This is a genomic window from Tabrizicola sp. (assembly GCF_022842145.1).
GTDB lineage: Bacteria > Pseudomonadota > Alphaproteobacteria > Rhodobacterales > Rhodobacteraceae > Tabrizicola.
The window spans coordinates 61,099-78,211 of the sequence record NZ_JALHQD010000002.1; the positions used below are offsets into that span (position 1 = coordinate 61,099).

The following is a 17,113-nucleotide window of genomic DNA, read 5'->3' on the forward strand; positions in this document are numbered from 1 at the left end:
CGCAGGGGGGCATAAACTTGGACAAAACAAGAAAATTTCGAGGAGTTGAGCATGCGCTGGATCATCCGGGTCGGGGTTGTGCTGGCCACGCTTGTGGTCCTTGGCGTGGGGCTTGGGGCGATGGTCCCGGCCGAACGCGTGGCTCAGGCCGTCTCCTCGCAGTTCGAGGCGATGACGGGCCGCAAGCTGCAGCTGCAGGGCGAGGTCTCGCCCCGGCTTTGGCCGTCGCTTGGCATCTCGACCGGCCCGGTCAGCATCGCCAATGCCGAATGGGCCGAGGGCGATCAGCCCCTGTTCCAGGCGCAGGGCCTGTCCATCGACGTGAACTTCGGGGCGCTTTTCGGCGGCGAGGTAAAGATCCTCGGCCTGTCTGCCGACCGGCCCGAGATCAACCTTGAACGCAATGACCAGGGCGAGGCGAACTGGGTCTTCGCCGCGGGGACCGGGGGTGGCGCGGGCTCGGTCCCGGCGCCCGCCACGGGCTTCACCTTGGACGAAGGCACGATTGCGGGTGGAGCGGTCCGCTATGTCGACCGCCAGACAGGCCGCGAAATCGCGCTGGACGATGTGGATGCGACCCTGTCGATCCCGGATTTCTCTGGTCCCTTCACTGTGAAAGCTTCTGGTCTGTCCGGCGGGCAACAGGTGGCGCTGGATCTTTCGGGCGGCGTCTTCTCGGCTTTTGCGCTGGGCCGGGTCGTGCCGGTGACCGCGACCCTGACGGCGGGCGGCACCAAGGTTTCGTTCGACGGGCGCGGGGGCTATGCGCCGCTGGCTGCCGAGGGGGCGCTAAGCGCGGATCTCTCCGACCTCCCCGCCTTGGGCGCGCTGACCGGGTCGGAACTGTCCAAGCCCAGTCCGGGGATGGGTCGGGACAAGTTGCAGATCACCGGCACCCTGACGCTGGACGGCACCGGGGCGGCTTTCCTGCGCGAGGCCGGGATTGTCGCCGACCAGAACCAGCTGAAGGGTAATCTTGACCTCCTGCCCGGCGAGGCGCGGCCATTATTGAAAGGCACGCTGGCCGCAGGCCCTATCGTGATCGGCACGGGCCCCGAAGGCGGGATGGGCGGCGGACAGGCCGGTGGCATGGAGGCCGCAGGTTGGCCAGAGGGCGAGATCGACGTCTCCTTCCTTGGGGCGCTGGATGCCGAGGTGGCCTTGGCTGCCGCGTCCATCGATCTTGGCGTGCTGAAACTGGGTCAGACCCGCGCGCTTGTCACCATCGACCGCGCCCGCGCCGTGATCGATATCCGCGAGATGAAGGCCTACGACGGCCAGATCTCGGGCGATTTTGTCGTGAACGGACGCGGCGGGCTGTCGGTCGGCGGACGCCTGACCTTCGCGGGCCTGCAGACGCAGCCGCTTCTCACAGACCTTGCGGGCTGGGACCGCCTGGTGTCGACCGCTGATCTTGAACTGGAGTTCCTTGGCGTCGGAAATTCCATCGATGCGGTCATGAAAAGCCTGGAAGGGCAGGGGTCGCTCGAACTGGGCAAGGGCGAGTTGCGCGGGCTCGACATTGCCGGGATGTTGCGGACGCTGGATCCCGGTTTCGTGGGCGAAGGGCAGAAGACGATTTTCGAGGGACTCGCGGGCACCTACAGCATCGCGGGCGGGGTGCTGTCGAACAGCGATCTGAAGCTGGTGGCGCCCTATCTAACGGCCGCGGGAACGGGTGAGCTGGGCCTGGGCGAGCGGACATTGAAATACCGGCTGCGCCCCACGGCGCTTGCGGCCGAAGATGGAAGTGGCGGCGTCATGGTGCCGCTTCTGATCACCGGGGCCTGGGCCGATCCCAGCTTCCGGCTCGACCTGGAATCCATCGCGCGCGAGAAGATGGAGGCCGAAGCCAAGGCCGTCGCCGCCCGGCTGGAAGAGGAAGCCAAGGCCGCCGAAACCGCCGCAAAGGCCGAACTGGAGCAGCGCCTGCGCGAGGAACTGGGGGTAGAGGTCGCACCGGGCGAAAGCGTCGGGGATGCCGCGAAGGACGCCGCAACCCAGGCCTTGGAAGACCAGGCCATCAAGGCGCTGGAAGACATCCTGCGGGGCGACTGATCCGCAAATGAAAAAGCCGGGGCGCAACGGCCCCGGCTTTCTGTCGGATATCGGGTGGTCCTAGCGGCGACGGTCGCGCCGGGCGCTCATCGGCTGGAAGGCGACGCCCACATGCGCCTCGCAATAGGGCTTTCCGGGCAGGCTGGGCAGACCGCAGAACCAGAAGTCCTCGGTCGCCGGGTCGCCGATCGGCCATTTGCAGGTCCGCTCGGTCAGTTCCATCAGCGTCAGCTTGCGCGCCCGCTTTTCCACCTCGCGCACCGAAGCGAGGGCCTCGGGGCTGATCTCGTTCAGGCTTGGCTGCGGCGGCAGGGGCTGGCCGGCCGGGACAATTGCCTTGCGGACCGGCAAGGCCGTCACGTTCGACGCCGCTGGCGCGGCCGGAGCCGGGCGGGGCGCCTCGGCGCGGGGCGCGGCCGGTGCCGGGTCCGGACGGGGCGCAGGCTCGGGCTTGGCCGCGACCGCAGGAGCGGGGGCCGCTGCGCCCTCCTCCTCCTCGTCCTTGCCGCCCACCCGGTTCGACAGGCCCAGGCGATGCACCTTGCCAATCACCGCATTGCGGGTGACTCCACCCAGCTCCTTGGCGATCTGGCTGGCCGACTGGCCCTCGTTCCACATGCGCTTGAGCGTCTCGACACGCTCGTCCGTCCAGGACATCCCGATCTCCGTCTGTCTTGAATATCCGGGCATTGTATCCGTCCCGAGCAGGGGGCCGCAAGGGTTGCTCGCGCGAAAGGCGATCAGACCTCTGCCGCGCGCCATTCCGCCATCATCCTGTCTGCGGTTTTCTGCCCGCCAGCGACCCCGCGACCGCCTGGGCGGGATCTGTCTGTCAGGTCATCCAGTGCCGGCGCAGCCCCCTTGGCCGTGCTGATCCCCGACCGCAGCACGCAGCGAGGGTCGCAGAGGCCGCGCGCCTCTGGCGCCAAGCTTCTTCAGCTACGGCGCGCGGGGCTTTCCGGGGTGGACCAGCACTTGCACCCCTGCCACGCGCCTGCCTATCCTGACCGGGACAGGAGCCCCGCCATGCCGATCACCACGCATCCGAACCCCGACCTCTCCGTCGGTCCCGACCGGCACCCGCACTGGAACTCGGCCCCGTACCGGCGGCAGGGGTTCCACAACCTGCACCGCGTCGCCCGCTACACCCAGACCTTCCGCGCCGCCCGCGTGCAGGACCTCCGCCTCTCGGCAGAGCTTGCGATCCCCGCGCGCGACGATGTCCGCAGGCTGACCGCGCTTCCCTGGTTTTCGGCGATGGCGGTCACCGAGGGCAACCGCCTGTTGTATGAAGCCTATGCGCCGGACTTCACCCCCGACCAACCGCATTCCATCATGTCGATCTCGAAACTGGCCGCGCACCTGATCCTCGGCCGCCTGTGGGAAGACGGGAAGATCGGCATGGACGAAACCCTGGGCGAGATCCTGCCCTTCATCGGGCCGGGCTACCACGGTGCGACGGTGCAGGACGCGGCGAACATGAACGTCCACAACGCCTATGACGAGGATTACACCAATCCCGACACCACCGCCTTTCTGCACGAGGTGGCGATGGGAATGCGGCTGCCCGAAGGTCCCGAGCCTGCCAACCGCGATTTCCTGGCGGGGATCGGGCTGGCGAAGGGTGCCACCGACACCACGAACCCGACCGGAGCCTGCCTGTACAAAAGCGCCAACACCGATGTCCTGATGCTGGCGGCCGAGGCGCGGGGCGGGCGGCCCTTGCGGCTCTGGCTCGCCGATCTGGCTGATGCGGCCGGGATCGAGGGCGCGCTTCACATGGGCACCGACCGCCACGGCATGCCGATCTTCAGCGGCGGGATCTGCCTGACCGCGCGCGACCTTTGCCGCTACGGCGCGATCTTCGCCCGGAAGGGGCAGGGGGTGGACGGTCGACCCTTCGGCTCTGCCGCATTTCTGGACACCACACTCCGGGGCGGGGTGCCGATGCCCGCTCCCCGCGCGCATCTGCGCTACTCCAACCAGACCAACACCAATGGCACCTGGGTCGGGCACGGCGGCTATGGCGGGCAGTACCTTGTGGCGAACCCGGACACCGGGCGCGTCGCCTGCTTCCTGTCGGTCCTGCAGAACGATGCCGGCTATGACGCCGACTACTACCCGTCGGTGATCGAGATGCTGGCCGCCATCTGCGCCGGCTAAAGCCGCAAGGCCCGAGCTTCTGCAGTCCGCACGATCGGGAAGGCCGCGCGTCGCCGAAGAAGCTCGGCCTCGGGGATCAGCGCCTCGACCTCGGCCCTTTCACCCTGGGTCAGGCCCGAAAGGCCGATCTCGCCCGGATGGAAGCTTTCCGACAGCGCGCCCTCGGCCAGCAGCACCTCGTGCCGGTCACACAGCAGAATGACGTACTCCACACCGTCCAGCGGCAGAACCACCCGGGTCGCCAGGTCGTCAATCAGCGCCTGTGCCGCGACCAGCACCCGGTCCTCGCCGAAATAGACCTCGGCCCGCCAGTCGTCGATCAGCATCCGCTGTTGCGGTGACACCAGAAGCGGCCGGATGTTCGCCACCACGCCCGGCGCAAATTCCACCGGCCGGAGGCCCGGTTCCGCCAGAAGGTCCAGCACCGTCACGCGGCGCCGCCCGACCCAGAGCAGCGGTCGCGACCCATTGGCCAGGGTCGTCACGACGTCGCCAGCCAGCAGCGCCTCGACCGGGCGAAGCCCGTCCGGTGTGTCGATCAGCGTTCCGGCGACATAGGCCGCAAGGCCTGCCAGCGGTGCCGGACCCGCCAGCGGTGACAGGGCCGCCTCCCAGGTTCCCGAGATCGTGACGCCAATCGGCTTCGTGCCCACGCGAATCAGAAACAGACCGGCGCGCCCCAGTACCCGCTCGATCGCGACCCGCAGGCCCGCGGCATGAACGACGCCGCCCAGCAGCGCCGGCTCGGCCAGGGCCAGGTCCTCGACCATCACCTCCAGGACCACACCCACCGCCACGGCTCCGGGGGCAAGTGCGGGATCCAGCTCCGCCAGCCGCAGGGCCCAGCCCCGGCCAGCGGCCGCCCGTGGCAGCAGCACGTGGTCCAGCGCATAGACGCCGACAGTGATGCGTTCCGCAACCATGCCCGCCCGAATCTCCGGTGTTCTGTCGCCCTGCCAGCGAGACCCTGAACGCCCCGCCTCCCCAATCCTGCCTTGCCAGCCTTTACAGGTCATTTCCAGCAAAAACCGCAGCCATTCCGCCTTGCGATTCCGCTTTACCCGTTGCGGACTTCCCGCTATGCGACGCAGATGACCACCGGGACCCATCATAGCCTCGCCTTGCGCCGACGCCGTAGCGTCTGACGCAGCGTTCCGCTGTCCCCGGCGCAACTGGCGCCACGCCGTATCCCCTGCCTGCCTCCCCACGTTGACTCCCGGCCAGCCGTCAGGCACCCATTGGCCTTCATCTGCAAGGACACGCCCATGATCCCGTCCGTACTGCCGACCTACAACCGCGCGCCGATCGCCTTCGTCAAAGGCGAAGGCAGCTGGCTACATGCCGAGGACGGGCGGCGATTTCTCGACCTCGGCTCGGGGATCGCGGTCAACGCGTTGGGCCACGCGCATCCCGCGCTGGTGCAGGCCCTGACCGACCAGGCGCAAAAGCTTTGGCACGTCTCGAACGTCTACACGATTCCCGAACAGGAGCGGCTGGCGAAGCTGCTGACCGAGACGACCTTCGCCGACACCGTCTTCTTCACCAACTCGGGCACGGAAACCGCCGAATTGGCGATCAAGATGGCGCGGAAGCACCATTACGAGGCAGGTCAGCCCGAGCGGATCGAGATCGTGGCCTTTGAAGGGGCCTTCCACGGGCGTTCCACCGGCGCCATCGCGGCGGCAGGGTCCGAGAAGATGGTCAAGGGCTTTGGTCCGCTGATGCCGGGCTTCAAGCATCTGAAATGGCCTACGAACGACGCCGACCACGCCGCCATCCGCGCGGCGATCACGGACAAGACCTGCGCCGTCATCATCGAGCCGATCCAGGGCGAGGGCGGCATCCGCGTCGTCCCCGACCAGTGCCTGAAGGGCCTGCGCGATCTCTGCGACCAGACCGGCGCGCTTCTGATCTTCGACGAGGTGCAATGCGGCATGGGCCGCACCGGCCGCCTCTTCGCGCATGAATGGGCCGGTGTCACACCGGACATCATGATGGTCGCCAAGGGCATTGGCGGCGGCTTCCCGCTGGGCGCGGTGCTGGCCACCGAACACGCCGCCTCGGCCATGACCGCGGGCAGCCACGGCTCGACCTACGGCGGCAACCCCCTGGGCTGCGCGGTCGGCGCCAAGGTGATCGAACTGATCTCGGACCCTGCCTTCCTAGCCGAGGTCGCCCGCAAGGGTGCGCTCATGCGCCAGGGTCTGGAATCCCTGGTCGCCCGCCACCCGCAGGTCTTCGAGGCTGTCCGGGGCGAGGGGCTGATGCTGGGCCTGAAGTGCAAGCTGGCCCCGACCGAGGTGGTCAAGGCGGGTTACGAGGCCGGTGTCCTGACCGTCGCCGCTGCCGACAACGTCCTGCGCCTGCTGCCCGCGCTGAACATTCCTGATGCCGACATCGCCGAGGCGCTCACCCGCCTCGACCAGGCGGCCACGTCTCTAGAACACGCCGCCTGATTTCATCTTTGCCCAAATATCCTGGGGGTCCGGGGGCAACGCCCCCGGCTGCCGGCCAAAAAGCGAAACGCCATGAACCACTTCCTTGATATCCACACCACTGACCCCGCCCAGCTGCGGGCCATGATCGACAGTGCCCAGGCGATGAAGACCGCCCGCAACGGTCGCCCCAAGGGCACGCCCGACGACCACCAGCCGCTGAAGGGCCAGATGGTCGCGCTGATCTTCGAGAAACCCTCGACCCGCACCCGCGTCTCGTTCGACGTCGGTGTCCGCCAGATGGGCGGTGAGACGATGGTGCTCTCGGGCAAGGAAATGCAGCTTGGCCACGGCGAGACCATCGCCGACACCGCGCGCGTGTTGTCGCGCTACGTCGACCTGATCATGATCCGCACCTTCGAAGAGGCCACGCTTCTGGAAATGGCCGAACACGCCACCGTGCCGGTGATCAACGGCCTGACGAACCGCACCCATCCCTGCCAGATCATGGCCGACGTCATGACCTACGAGGAACACCGCGGCCCGATCGCGGGCAAGAAGGTGGTCTGGTGCGGCGATGGCAACAACGTCTGCGGCAGCTTCCTGCACGCCGCCGGTCAGTTCGGCTTCGACTTCACCTTCACCGGGCCCGAGACGCTGGACCCCGAAGACAAGTTCGTCGCCTTCGCCCGCGAGAAGGGCAGTAAGATCACCATCCAGCGCGACCCCTTCACCGCCGTCGAAGGCGCCGATCTGGTGGTCACCGACACCTGGGTCTCGATGCACGATCCGGAATCCGCCAAGGAACGCCGCCACAACCAGCTTCGGCCCTATCAGGTCAACGAACAGCTGATGACCCGCGCCAAGCCCGACGCGCTGTTCATGCACTGCCTGCCCGCCCACCGGAATGACGAGGCGACCAGCGCCGTGATGGACGGCCCGCATTCGGTGATCTTCGACGAGGCCGAAAACCGCCTCCATGCCCAGAAGGCCATCATGCGCTGGTGCCTGGGGGTCTGACCCCGGGGCCAGTCGGCCATCACCGCCGGAAGGGCCAGGCCAACTGGCGCAGGAACTCTGGCGGGACCGGGTCGCCGGCGATCCCGGTCGCAGGCGGCCAGTCGCGCCGGGGCAGGTGGAAGGTCCCGAACAGCCGGTCGATCCAGGGAAAATGCACGGCAAAGTTCCGGTCCACCGGCTCGACCGCGTGATGCCAGTGATGAAAGCGCGGCAGCACCAGAAGCTGGTTCAGGCCCGGCACGTCGAAGCGGATGTTCACATGGTTCAGCGTTGCCTGCACGGCAATGATGACCAGCCAGATGTACAGCGCCTCTTGCGAAAAGCCGATCACCAGAAGCGGAGTCAGCGTCAACCCCCGGGTGACGATGATGTCCACCACATGCAGCCGCGACCCGGCAATCCAGTCCAGCTGCCGCGACGAATGGTGGATCGCATGGAACGGCCAGGCCCAGCGGATCCGGTGAAATCCCCGATGCACCCAGTACTGCGCCAGATCGGCGACCAGCATCACGCAGAAGACCTCGACGACCAGCGGCAGCCGGTCCGGGTTCAGGCCCGATAGCTGGGCGTGAACCGTCTGCGCGACCACGGTGGCGGGCAGAAGCGTGAAGAAGGTCATCAGCTCGACCGCGACATGGCTGACCAGGAAGTAGATCCCGTCCGTCGTCCAGCCCGGACGGAAGATCCCCTGGTCCCGGTGCAAGGGCAGCGCGCGCTCCAGCGGCACGAAGATCAGCGCCAGAAGGACGATGTTCAGAAGGAACCAGTCGATACCGACCCGGAACAGCGCGTCGCCGCCCCCGACCTCGACAGCACTGCCGCCGCCCAGCACCGCCGCCATGCAGAAGACGAGGCCGGTGAGGCCCAGCCGTTTCGACGGGCGCAGGATCACGTTGATCGCCGAAAACAGAAACCCCGCCATGATCGCAAGCGCCAGAAGCGCGCGCATCGTCTCGACCGGATAGCGGGGGGCGGTTTCGGACAGCGTCAGCCACTGGGGAAAGTGGAACACCAGAACCGCAAGAAAGCTGCCGACCGACAGGAAAAGGCCAAGGAGCCCCGAATACCAGCCGGTGCCAAAGTGCTTGGGCAGCCGGTCGCCCAGCAGGTCCTCCGCCGCCCGGTCCAGCCAGGTCTTCTGTGGTTCGGGGGGCTGGATCTCGTTCATCACACACTCGGTCTAGCTGCGGTACGCGAACGGGTCTTGGGCCGGCTGGCCTGCCAAGTGTAGGCCCGGACCGTCCGGCGTCGCAAGCTTGCTTCGCCTGCCGTCGGGTCCGTGGCCCGAGAGCCAGATTTTCCCCGCCGGACCCGCCACTCGACGTGTGCCGGCCGTCCGGCTAGGGTCTTGCGGAATGCTCAATGGAGGCCCCCATGCACCGCCGTTCCGTCGCCGTCTTCGACCGTTTCCTGTCGGTCCTTGCCACCGTCCTCGACAAGGCCGAGGCGCATTGCGAGGCCAAGAAGATCAAGCCCGAAGTGATCCTTGCCACCCGGCTTTTTCCCGACATGTTCCCGTTCAGCCGCCAGGTCCAGCTTGCCTGCGACTTCGCGGCCCGCGGAACGGCCCGGCTGGCAGGGCAGGAACCGAAAGGCTTTCCCGACACCGAAACCAGCTTCGCCGAACTGAAGGACCGCATCAGTGCCGCGCGGGGCTACATGGGCAGTTTTCAGGCCGCCGACTTCGCACATGCCGACACCCGCGAGGTCCACTTCAAGGCCGGCGGCCGCGACATGGTGCTGACGGGGGACGAGTTCCTGTCCTTCTATTCCCTGCCGCAGTTTTTCTTCCACGTGACGACCGCCTACGACATCCTGCGCGCCAACGGGGTCGAACTGGGCAAGCGCGACTATATGGGCGCCCCGTGAGCCTCGCAGTCCTCGTCATCGACATGCAGGAGGGCATGGCCGACCGCATCCGCGAAGGCCGTCCGACGGCCACATCGGATGCGCCGGACCGGATCGCGGCGCTTCTGTCCTGGGCACGTGCGGCCGGAGTTCCGGTCATCCACGTTCTGCACGACGATCCCCACCCGGAGTCCCCGTTCCGCAAGGGTCAGCCGGGCGGCGCGCCGATGCCCTGCGCCGTTCCACAAGCGGACGAGGCGGTGTTCTGGAAGCAGGGGTCGTCGGCCTTCCACGGCACCGGGCTTGATGCCCATCTGAAGGCGCAGCGCATCACCAAGCTGGCTGTGGCCGGTGCGGTGGCCGCATTCTGCGTGACCTCGACAGTGCGCCAGGGTTCGGACCTTGGCTACGATGTCCTTCTGCCGCAGGACGCGCTTCTGGGCTTCGACCTTCCCGCCCATGACGGCGGTCGTCTCGACGCCCAGACGGTCTTTCGGGTCACCTTGTCGCTTCTGGGCGCCGATTTTGCGACGCTTACGACAGTCGACGCCCTTGCGGCTCAGGCTGCCTGAGGCTCGGCGGACGGCAGCACCTTGGCGCGGTCGGCGTCGGCCGCCCGGCCTGCCAAAAGGGCGACCACGATCAGGATCAGCGCCAGACCGGCATAGGTCGGACGGAACCCCACATGTTCGGCCAGAAAGCCGATGCTGGACGGCGCGACCAGGATGCCGCAGTAGCCCACCATCGTGACGATCGAAATGGCCGAGGCCGACGGCAGGTTCGGGTGGTTGCCCGCGGCCGAAAACAGGATCGGCACCATGTTGGCGATCCCCAAGCCGGCGACGAAGAAGCTCACGATCACCATCCAGTCCTGCGTCGCCACCGCCCCGCCCATCATCCCCGCAGCGCCAAGCCAGCCCGAGATGCGCAGCGTCCTGACCGCACCAAAGCGGTTCCGCACCGTGTCGCCCAGAAACCGCATCAACGCCATCGCGCCGGCGAAGAAGGCGAAGGCCAGTCCCGAGACGAAGACGTCCGAGCCCAGTTCCTTCTGCATGTAGATCGCCGCCCAATCCAGCACTGCGCCCTCGGGCACCATCGAGGCAAGTGCAAGGAACCCCAGCAGCCAGACGTGCAGGTCCTTGGGGAAAAGCCGGGTCTTCGGGGCCGCAACGGTCTGGACCACCACCGGTTTCGGTTCTGCGGGCAAAAGGTACGGCATCGCCGCGAGGACGATCACCGCCACCACGCCGGCGGTCAGCAGAGACTGCACCTCCGACCCCCAATGCGCGATCACCCAGGCTCCGGCCGATCCCCCGATGAAGCCGCCAAGGCTCCAGAACCCGTGGCTAGAGGACATGATGGCCTTGTTCATCCGCCGTTCGATCACGACGGCCTGCGCGTTCATTGCCACATCCATGCAGCCCACCATCGCCCCGAAAACCGCCATGAACAGCGCCAGGACCCAGAGGCTGGGCGAGAAGACGACCATCGGCAGCACCGGGATCAGCGCCAGCGAGAACAGCGACAGCACGCGACGCCCGCCGTAAAGGCTGATCAGCCGTCCGGCGAACAGCATGGCCGAAACCGCCCCGAGGCCGAGCACGAGGATCAGAAGACCCAGCGCGGATTCCGTGACTCCGTGACGCGGCATCAAGAGCGGGATCTGCGGCGCCCAGGCACCCATGACGAAGCCGTTCGCCAGGAACATCGCGGCCACCGCCCACCGCGCCCGCCGCGCCTGCGTATCCACCTGCATCATCTGCCCCTGCAATTGTTAGCGCACGTCATATGCCCCAAACACCGCAGGTGAAAGGGGCGGGCGATCAACAGGTGTTGCAAGCCTGAAAGGAAGAATGGTCCCGGCGCTCGGTCCCTGTCCGCCGATCGATGACCCCGCAAGCGGACGCTTGGTGCTGGGCGGCGGGGTCCGGCCTGTCGCGGCCACGCGCTGCAGAACTGGCGCGCGGTGCAGGAGACCGCTGGCAAAAAGGCGTCCGAAGCAGGCTCTTGCCACCAACGGCCCCCGTCCGAAAGCGTCATGTCCCCCGCGGTTTGGCCCGCAACGTCGGTTCGGCCACTGTCGGGTCCTCGGGCCAGGGATGCCGCGGATAGGCGCCACGCATGTCCTTGCGCACGTCGGCATAGGAGGTCGCCCAGAACCGCGGCAGGTCCGTCGTCACCTGCACCGGAGCCCGCGCCGGGGACAGCAGTGTCACCCGTACCGGCATCCGCGCCGCCCCGACCACCGGATGCACCGTCACCCCGAACATCTCCTGCAACCGGACCTCGATCGCCGGGGTCTCGCCGTCGTAGTCGATCGGGATCTTCCGCCCCAGCGGAGTTTCAAATCCCCCCGGCACAAGGCGGTCCATCTCGGACAGCCGGTCCCAGCCCAAAAGCCCCTGCAAGGCGGGCAAGAGATCGAAGCCCCGGATATCCGCCTCGGTCTTGACGCCGGTCAGATGCGGCAGAAGCCAGCCTTCCGCCGTTGCCAGCAACTCCGCGTCCTCCACCCCCGGCCAGTCCTGGGCCCGCGCCAGCCGCGCCCGCGCCCGCAGCCGACGCGCGGCCGCCGACCAGGGCAGGCCCAAGAGCCGCATCCCCTCCAGCGCCGCCAGCGCCACCGCCTCGGCAGGCGCATCCCAGTGCCGGTCGTCCAGCACCAGCGCCGCCAGCCGCTCCTGCCGGCGCGAGATCACGCGACCCTCCCGCTTCGACCATTCGCAGACCTCGACCCAGCGGATGCGGTCCGCGTAAAGGCCCCGCACCTCCGCCTCCGAGATCGCCACCGCCTGTCGCACGGTGGCTTCGCGCGTGTCACCGTCAAGATCGGTCGCCACGATCAGCCGCGCCGCCGACAGGGCCAGACCAGGGGCCATCACCGCCCCCTTGCCCCCCGACAACACCCAGCGCGGAGTCTCGCCCTTCCGGCGCAGCCCGATCCGGTCGGGGTAGGCCAGGGCCGCCATCTCGGCCAGAGAAAAGCCCGCCCGTCGCGCCGCCCCGCCGGAGATCCCCCGCGCCGCCGCCTCCAGCCGCCTTGCCTCGACCCGGATGCGCTCGACCACGCCCCGGTCGGTTTCCGGCCCCGGCCGCGCCACGGTCTGCACCCGCAAGGCCAGGTCCGGCCCCGCACCGCGCAGGGGGTCCCGCTCGGCCAGAAGCGCGGCCAGGGTTGCCGCCTCCGGCCCCGCCACCGCCAGCATGTGCCCCAGCCGCGGGTGCAGGGGCAGCGCCGCCAGCACCCGCCCGTGTGCCGTGATGTGGCCCCGGTCGTCCAGCGCGCCCAGCCCCGTCAGAAGCGCGCGGGCTTCCGCCAAAGGCCCCGCAGGCGGCGGCGTCAGAAACGGCAGTTCCGTCCCGCCCCACAGCGCCAGCTCCAGCGCCAGCCCCGCCAGGTCCGCCACCTCGATCTCAGCGGGAGGGTAGGGGGCCAGGCCGCCCTCCTCGCCCCTGGTCCACAGCCGGTAGCACACGCCCGCGGCCACCCGCCCCGCGCGGCCCCGGCGCTGTTCCGCCTCGGCCTTCGTGACCCGCTCGGTCACCAGCCGCGACATGCCCGAGTTCGGATCGAACCGCGCCCGCCGCGCCCGGCCCGCATCCACCACGACGCGAATATCCGGCAAGGTCAGCGAGGTCTCGGCAATCGAGGTCGCCAGCACCACCTTCCGCCCCTCCGCCGGACCCAGCGCGGCCCGCTGCGCCGCAAAGTCCATCGCACCGAACAGGGGCCGCACTGTCACCCCCGGCACGCCCTGCAACATTCCCTCGACCCGCCGGATTTCACCTTCCCCCGGCAGGAAGACCAGCATCCCGCCTTCGGTTTCCTCCAGCGCCGCCCTGACCGCCCCCGCGACCGCCGCCTCCAGCCGCAAGCTCGCATCGGGCGTACGCGGCAGCCACCGCGTCTCAACCGGCCAAGCCCGCCCTTCGGACGTCACCACCGGCGCGTCCCCCATCAGCGCGGCCACCGGCCCCGCATCCAGCGTGGCCGACATGACCAAAAGCTTCAGGTCCTCGCGCAGCGCCCCCCGCACCTCCAGGCACAGGGCCAGCCCCAGGTCCGCGTTCAGCGACCGCTCGTGGAATTCGTCGAAGATCACCAGCCCGATGCCCGAAAGTTCCGGGTCCGTCTGGATCATCCGGGTCAGGATGCCCTCGGTCAGCACCTCGATCTTCGTGGCGGGGGACACCTTCGCCTCCCCCCGGATGCGGTAGCCCACCGTCTTGCCCACGACTTCGCCCAGCGTCTCGGCCATCCGCTCTGCCGAAGCCCGTGCCGCCAGCCTGCGCGGCTCCAGCATCAGGATGCGGCCCTGCACCACCCCGCGTGCCAGCAGGTCCAGCGGCACCAGCGTGGTCTTGCCCGCCCCCGGAGGCGCCTGCAGCACCGCGATCCCGCGCAAGGCCAGCGCCTCGGCAAGCTCGGGCAGCACATGGGACACCGGCAGCTCGATCATGTCCCGCTTATGGCGCGGGCGGGCGCGCATGGCCAGAGGCGCGGCTTCCCAACCCGGCCCACCCGGCGCATGATCGACGCAAAGGAGAGCCGCCATGCCCCAGACCGCGCGAACCATCCAGCTGGTCCATCGCCCCGCCGGAGCGCCGACACCCGCCGACTTCCGCATCGCCGACGTTCCGCTACGGGATCCCGGCCCGGGCGAGGTCCTGCTGCAGATGGAATGGCTGTCGCTTGATCCCTACATGCGCGGCCGGATGTCCGACGCCCGTTCCTATGCAGCACCCACCGCCCTCGGCGACCCGCCCCCCTGCGAGGCCGTGGCCCGCGTCCTTCAATCCAACGACCCCAGCCTGCACCCCGGCGATCAGGTCCTCGTCTATGACGCCTGGCGCGACCACACGGTCGTGAAGGCCGCCGCCTGCCGCAAGCTTGATCCCGCGCAGGCGCCGGTCGAGGCCTGGCTTGGCATCCTCGGCATGCCCGGCCTTACCGCCTGGGCGGGTCTGGCGCATATCGGCAAGCCGAAATCCGGCGAGACACTGGTGGTCGGGGCCGCCACCGGCGCGGTCGGCAGCGTTGTCGGCCAGATCGCCCGCCTGCGGGGACTGCGCGTGGTGGGCGTCGCCGGAGGCGCGGAAAAATGCCGCTACGCCACCGAAACGCTTGGCTTCGACGTCTGCCTCGACCGCCACCAGCCCGACCTTGCAGGCCGCATGGCCCTGGCCTGCCCGAACGGGGTCGACATCTACTTCGAACTGACGGGCGGCGACGTGCTTGCCGCCGTCCTGCCGCTTCTGAACCCCTTCGCCCGCATCCCCGTCTGCGGCACCATCGCCACCTACAATGCCACCACCGCGCCAGAGGGCCCCGACCGGCTGCCGCAGCTCATGCGCCTTGTCCTGACCCGCAGTCTGACCGTCCGCGGCTTCATCGTCAGCGAATTCGACGCCGACCGCTCCGCCTTCCAGACGGAAATGGCCGCCTGGCTTCTTTCCGGCGAAGTCGTCCACAGGCAAGACATCAGCGACGGCCTCGACAGCATGGTCCCCGCCTTCATCGGCATGCTGGAGGGCCGGAACTTCGGCAAGACCCTGATCCGACTGGGACCCCGCCAAGCCTGACACGGCCCCTTTCACATTTGCCCAAATATCCCCGCCGGAGGCCCTTCGAGCCGCACTGCGCGTCCTTCACGCGCAGGGCGGCGAGGCAAAAGGTCTTCGCGCGGCACGCGCTCCTTCAGAAAACCGCCCGAACCGGTGCCGCCGCGTGAATGCACTCCCCCCTCGCCAAGACCCCCGCCTTCCGGCAATAAGTCATCAAACGAGGGGGACAATGGACACCACCGAACGCGCCCGACTGATCCGTGCCGGCGACCGCCGCGCTCTGGCCCGCGCCATCACGCTGGTCGAAAGCGCGCGCGCCGACCACCGGACCGAGGCGCTGGCGCTTCTGGATGCGCTCAGGTCCGGCCCGCAGGCACTACGGATCGGCCTGTCGGGCACGCCCGGCGTCGGCAAGTCCACCTTCATCGAAACCTTCGGCCTGATGCTGACCGCCCAAGGCCTGAAAGTCGCCGTTCTGGCCGTCGACCCGTCCTCCACTCGCTCTGGCGGCTCCATCCTCGGCGACAAGACCCGGATGGAACGGCTGTCGCGTGACCCCAACGCCTTCATCCGCCCCTCCCCCAGCCAGTCGCAGCTGGGAGGCGTCGCCCGCCGCACCCGCGAAGCCGTGGCCCTGTGCGAAGCGGCGGGCTTCGACATCGTCCTGATCGAGACGGTGGGGGTCGGCCAGTCCGAAACCGTGGTGGCAGAGCTCAGCGACATCTTCCTCCTCCTCCTCGCCCCGGCAGGGGGAGATGAACTGCAAGGCGTGAAACGCGGCATCATGGAGATGGCCGACCTCATCCTGGTGAACAAGGCCGACGGCGACCTGAAGCCCGCCGCCCTGCGCACGGTCGCCGATTACTCGGGCGCGCTGCACCTCCTGCGCCGCCGCCCGCAGGACCCGAAGGACTTCCCCAAGGCGCTCCCGGTCTCGGCCCTGGCCGACGAGGGCCTGGCCCAGGCCTGGGACGAGATGCGGACCCTGACCGCCTGGCGCAAGGCACACGGCCACTGGGACCGCACCCGCGCCGCCCAGGCCCGCCACTGGTTCCAGGAAGAGGTCCGCCAGGGCCTCCTTGCCGCCCTGACGCGCGAGCCGCAGAAGGGCCTGATGACCAGCCTTGGCGCCCGCGTCGCCGCCGGAGACCTGACGCCCGAGGCCGCCGCGGCCGAGATGCTCGGGCTTCTGGGCCGTTCCTGATGACCGCAGCGGAGACCGTCTTTGACGGGGACCTCCTGCGGGCCCGTCTCTGGCTCCCCGACCGGCCCACCACCGCGCTTTACGTCACCTTCCGGCAATGGATGCCCGAGCCCGGCCGCTTCGACGACCACGGTCGCGTGCAGCGCGCCTTGACCGCGGGCCTTGCCCACCTTCACATCCAAAGCCGCTGGAACGACTGGTTCCTGAACCCCGAAACCCCGCACCTCGACGTCGCGCTGAAAGCCACCCGCGCCCGCTTCATGACCGCCCGGACGCTGGGCTTTTCGATGGGCGCCTATGCCGCGCTTCGTTTCTCCAGGGTATTGCGGCTGAACCAGGCGCTCCTCGTCTCGCCACAGGTCTCGCTGCTTCTTCCCGAAGAGGACCGCTACCCCGAGGCCGCAAGCTTCGATGCGGTCGCCGGCGATCTTGCGACCCACGCGCGGCCTGACCTGCGGGGCGTCGTCGCGTTTGATCCCTCGCATCGATTGGACGCCCTCCACGCGCGAAAGATAATGATGCTGCTTCCCGGCATCCAGGCCGCGAGAATGCCCTTTGGCGGCCACCCCGGCACTGCCGCCCTTGGTCAGGCTGGCGGCTTTCGCGCCCTGCAACGGCTTAGCCTCGCCTCCCGCCTTTCGGCTTCGGACGTGGTCCTTCTCCACCGCGAACTGCGCAGCGGCTCCGCCCGCTACTGGCGCGAGCGTGCCGATCGGTTGCTGGACCGTGGCCGGCATGTCCTGGCCGCCCAGGCGCTAACCCAAGCCGAGACGTTGGCCGACCCGACGCCAGAGTAGGGTGGGCAATATCGCCCACC

Annotated in this window: 14 protein-coding genes; 9 read left to right on the plus strand and 5 right to left on the minus strand. The window is 68.6% G+C overall.

What is annotated here, in order from left to right:
* Positions 1-51 precede the first annotated feature (51 nt).
* Positions 52-2,058 carry an AsmA family protein gene (locus tag Q0C42_RS05270; RefSeq protein ID WP_295073035.1) on the plus strand — a complete coding sequence of 669 codons (2,007 nt, stop codon included), beginning with the start codon at positions 52-54 and terminating at the stop codon, positions 2,056-2,058.
* Between the two features lie 60 nt (positions 2,059-2,118).
* Here the strand turns inward: Q0C42_RS05270 and Q0C42_RS05275 are convergent, their stop codons facing one another.
* Positions 2,119-2,715, minus strand: a complete 597-nt coding sequence (locus Q0C42_RS05275) for a GcrA family cell cycle regulator (RefSeq protein WP_295073038.1) — start codon at positions 2,713-2,715, stop codon at positions 2,119-2,121.
* A gap of 369 nt (positions 2,716-3,084) precedes the next feature.
* Here Q0C42_RS05275 and Q0C42_RS05280 point away from each other — a divergent pair, with 369 nt between their 5' ends.
* Positions 3,085-4,221 carry a serine hydrolase gene (locus Q0C42_RS05280; RefSeq protein WP_295073041.1) on the plus strand — a complete coding sequence of 379 codons (1,137 nt, stop codon included), beginning with the start codon at positions 3,085-3,087 and terminating at the stop codon, positions 4,219-4,221.
* On the opposite strand, the gene Q0C42_RS05285 is transcribed toward Q0C42_RS05280, so the two are convergent.
* Entirely contained in the window at positions 4,218-5,144 is a 927-nt protein-coding gene (locus Q0C42_RS05285; RefSeq protein ID WP_295073044.1) for a Hint domain-containing protein, read from the minus strand. The two genes, Q0C42_RS05280 and Q0C42_RS05285, sit on opposite strands and share 4 nt — an antisense overlap.
* A gap of 342 nt (positions 5,145-5,486) precedes the next feature.
* Between Q0C42_RS05285 and Q0C42_RS05290 the strand changes: the two genes are divergently transcribed.
* Both Q0C42_RS05290 and argF read left to right on the plus strand, forming a co-directional pair.
* Positions 5,487-6,677, plus strand: a complete 1,191-nt coding sequence (locus Q0C42_RS05290) for an aspartate aminotransferase family protein (protein WP_295073047.1) — start codon at positions 5,487-5,489, stop codon at positions 6,675-6,677.
* A gap of 72 nt (positions 6,678-6,749) precedes the next feature.
* Complete coding sequence (gene argF / locus Q0C42_RS05295; RefSeq protein ID WP_295073049.1) at positions 6,750-7,676, plus strand: ornithine carbamoyltransferase; 927 nt, start codon at positions 6,750-6,752, stop codon at positions 7,674-7,676.
* 19 nt (positions 7,677-7,695) lie between these two features.
* On the opposite strand, the gene Q0C42_RS05300 is transcribed toward argF, so the two are convergent.
* The gene (locus Q0C42_RS05300) at positions 7,696-8,844 is read right to left on the minus strand and encodes a sterol desaturase family protein (protein WP_295073052.1); all 1,149 of its coding nucleotides are present in this window, start codon (positions 8,842-8,844) and stop codon (positions 7,696-7,698) included.
* A gap of 206 nt (positions 8,845-9,050) precedes the next feature.
* Between Q0C42_RS05300 and Q0C42_RS05305 the strand changes: the two genes are divergently transcribed.
* The gene (locus Q0C42_RS05305; RefSeq protein WP_295073055.1) at positions 9,051-9,545 is read left to right on the plus strand and encodes a DUF1993 family protein; all 495 of its coding nucleotides are present in this window, start codon (positions 9,051-9,053) and stop codon (positions 9,543-9,545) included.
* Positions 9,542-10,096: a cysteine hydrolase family protein gene (locus Q0C42_RS05310; protein WP_295073058.1), complete on the plus strand. Its 555-nt coding sequence runs from the start codon at positions 9,542-9,544 to the stop codon at positions 10,094-10,096. Before Q0C42_RS05305 ends, Q0C42_RS05310 begins: the two co-directional genes overlap by 4 nt.
* Here Q0C42_RS05310 and Q0C42_RS05315 read toward each other — a convergent pair.
* A complete protein-coding gene (locus tag Q0C42_RS05315) occupies positions 10,084-11,283 on the minus strand; it encodes an MFS transporter (RefSeq protein WP_295073060.1) in 1,200 nt (399 codons plus the stop codon). The genes Q0C42_RS05310 and Q0C42_RS05315 overlap by 13 nt on opposite strands.
* A gap of 280 nt (positions 11,284-11,563) precedes the next feature.
* Complete coding sequence (gene hrpB / locus Q0C42_RS05320; protein WP_295073063.1) at positions 11,564-13,987, minus strand: ATP-dependent helicase HrpB; 2,424 nt, start codon at positions 13,985-13,987, stop codon at positions 11,564-11,566.
* A gap of 94 nt (positions 13,988-14,081) precedes the next feature.
* On the opposite strand from hrpB, the gene Q0C42_RS05325 reads away from it, so the two are divergent.
* From Q0C42_RS05325 to Q0C42_RS05335, 3 genes are all read left to right on the plus strand, one after another.
* Positions 14,082-15,110 (plus strand): NADP-dependent oxidoreductase, encoded by a 1,029-nt coding sequence (locus Q0C42_RS05325; RefSeq protein WP_295073066.1) that lies wholly within the window; start codon positions 14,082-14,084, stop codon positions 15,108-15,110.
* A gap of 211 nt (positions 15,111-15,321) precedes the next feature.
* Positions 15,322-16,296 carry a methylmalonyl Co-A mutase-associated GTPase MeaB gene (gene meaB, locus Q0C42_RS05330; RefSeq protein ID WP_295073069.1) on the plus strand — a complete coding sequence of 325 codons (975 nt, stop codon included), beginning with the start codon at positions 15,322-15,324 and terminating at the stop codon, positions 16,294-16,296.
* Positions 16,296-17,093, plus strand: a complete 798-nt coding sequence (locus Q0C42_RS05335) for an alpha/beta hydrolase (RefSeq protein ID WP_295073072.1) — start codon at positions 16,296-16,298, stop codon at positions 17,091-17,093. Before meaB ends, Q0C42_RS05335 begins: the two co-directional genes overlap by 1 nt.
* The last annotated feature ends 20 nt before the right edge of the window (positions 17,094-17,113 follow it).

Bases quoted from the DNA above. Each gene is read 5' to 3' on its own strand.
- Q0C42_RS05335 (WP_295073072.1), top strand. From the start codon at position 16,296: ATGACCGCAGCGGAGACCGTCTTTGACGGGGACCTCCTGCGGGCCCGT.
- hrpB (WP_295073063.1), bottom strand. From the start codon at position 13,987: ATGATCGAGCTGCCGGTGTCCCATGTGCTGCCCGAGCTTGCCGAGGCG.
- Q0C42_RS05275 (WP_295073038.1), bottom strand. From the start codon at position 2,715: ATGTCCTGGACGGACGAGCGTGTCGAGACGCTCAAGCGCATGTGGAAC.
- Q0C42_RS05280 (WP_295073041.1), top strand. From the start codon at position 3,085: ATGCCGATCACCACGCATCCGAACCCCGACCTCTCCGTCGGTCCCGAC.
- Q0C42_RS05325 (WP_295073066.1), top strand. From the start codon at position 14,082: ATGCCCCAGACCGCGCGAACCATCCAGCTGGTCCATCGCCCCGCCGGA.
- Q0C42_RS05315 (WP_295073060.1), bottom strand. From the start codon at position 11,283: ATGCAGGTGGATACGCAGGCGCGGCGGGCGCGGTGGGCGGTGGCCGCG.
- Q0C42_RS05300 (WP_295073052.1), bottom strand. From the start codon at position 8,844: ATGAACGAGATCCAGCCCCCCGAACCACAGAAGACCTGGCTGGACCGG.
- Q0C42_RS05285 (WP_295073044.1), bottom strand. From the start codon at position 5,144: ATGGTTGCGGAACGCATCACTGTCGGCGTCTATGCGCTGGACCACGTG.
- meaB (WP_295073069.1), top strand. From the start codon at position 15,322: ATGGACACCACCGAACGCGCCCGACTGATCCGTGCCGGCGACCGCCGC.
- Q0C42_RS05305 (WP_295073055.1), top strand. From the start codon at position 9,051: ATGCACCGCCGTTCCGTCGCCGTCTTCGACCGTTTCCTGTCGGTCCTT.
- Q0C42_RS05270 (WP_295073035.1), top strand. From the start codon at position 52: ATGCGCTGGATCATCCGGGTCGGGGTTGTGCTGGCCACGCTTGTGGTC.
- argF (WP_295073049.1), top strand. From the start codon at position 6,750: ATGAACCACTTCCTTGATATCCACACCACTGACCCCGCCCAGCTGCGG.
- Q0C42_RS05290 (WP_295073047.1), top strand. From the start codon at position 5,487: ATGATCCCGTCCGTACTGCCGACCTACAACCGCGCGCCGATCGCCTTC.